Raw genomic sequence first — 1,269 nt, 5'->3', positions numbered from 1 at the left:
ACCGGTTCGCGTGAAGAAAACGCGTCAAAACAAGAATCTAGAGCTTCGGTTCTGATTCAATCAGAACCGAAAATGCTCTAGTGTCCTGAACCAAAAGTTCGTGGCATTTTAGGCCTTGGCGGGCAAACTGTAAGCGCAGAAGCGCTCGATCGAACTAAGGATGTCGTCGGCTGATTTTGTCCATCGGAACGGCTTTGGTTTGGCGTTGTGAAGTTCGATGAAGGACTTAATGTCGGTGCGCAGCGCAGCCACGCTGCGATAGATACCGCGCCTGATTTTGCGCTCGGTGATGAGCGCAAAGAAACGTTCGACCTGATTGAGCCAAGATGAACTGGTTGGCGTCAGATGCACGTGCCAGCGTGGCCTCTTGGCCAACCAGTTGCGGATCAGCGGCGTCTTGTGGGTTGCGTAATTGTCCATGACAAGGTGAACGTCCAGACTGTCTGGAACAGCGGCTTCGATCTCATCGAGAAATTTGCGGAACTCCACGGCGCGATGGCGCCCATAACACTTGCCGATGACCCGGCCAGTTGCGATGTCGAGGGCAGCAAACAGCGAGGTCGTCCCGTGGCGCTTGTAATCGTGACTGCGGCGCGCCGCCTGGCCAGGCCGCATGGGGAACATGGGCTGGCTGCGGTCCAGCGCCTGGATCTGCGATTTCTCATCGACACACAGTACAATGGCGCGCTCGGGCGGGGCCACATAGAGGCCGACCACGTCGCGAACTTTGGCAACGAAATCTGGGTCGGTTGAGAGCTTGAAGGTCTCCAACCGATGCGGCTGCAGGCCGAAGGCGCGCCATATCCGCTGTACTGTCGAGACAGACAGCCCGCTGGCCCGTGCCATACCGCGTGAACTCCAATGCGTCGCATCGGCAGGCTTCGTCTCAAGGGTGCGGACGATCACCGCCTCGATCCGGGCATCCTCGATGGTGCGCGGCGTCCCTGATCGCGGCTTGTCCAAGAGACCTTCAAGTCGATGCTCGGCGAAGCGCAGACGCCATTTGCTAACCGTGTCAGGATCAATAGCCAGGCGGGCCGCCACGACCTTGCTCTGCTCGCCTTCAGCACAGGCCAAGATGATCCGAGCCCGCAGCGCCAACGCCTGCGCCGTGCTCCGGCGCGACGCCAGCGACGTCAACTCAGCGTGTTCCATCTCATCGAGCCCCAGCGGGGCAAAGCGTCGACCCATAACCGATCCTCCCCAAAATCGAGAGATTCCGCTAGGTTCGAGTCGATTTGGAGTCCGTCGAACTTCAGATTCGGGACA

General features: G+C 59.0%; 1 protein-coding gene. It reads right to left on the bottom strand.

The genetic code is table 11. The annotated features are described in order from the left end of the window. Positions 1-108: 108 nt before the first annotated feature. Positions 109-1,191 (bottom strand): IS630 family transposase, encoded by a 1,083-nt coding sequence (locus tag TSA1_RS00005; protein WP_100174551.1) that lies wholly within the window; start codon positions 1,189-1,191, stop codon positions 109-111. Positions 1,192-1,269: the final 78 nt, after the last annotated feature.

Source organism: Bradyrhizobium nitroreducens, assembly GCF_002776695.1.
GTDB lineage: Bacteria > Pseudomonadota > Alphaproteobacteria > Rhizobiales > Xanthobacteraceae > Bradyrhizobium > Bradyrhizobium nitroreducens.
This window is presented reverse-complemented; position numbering and strand designations above follow the sequence as displayed.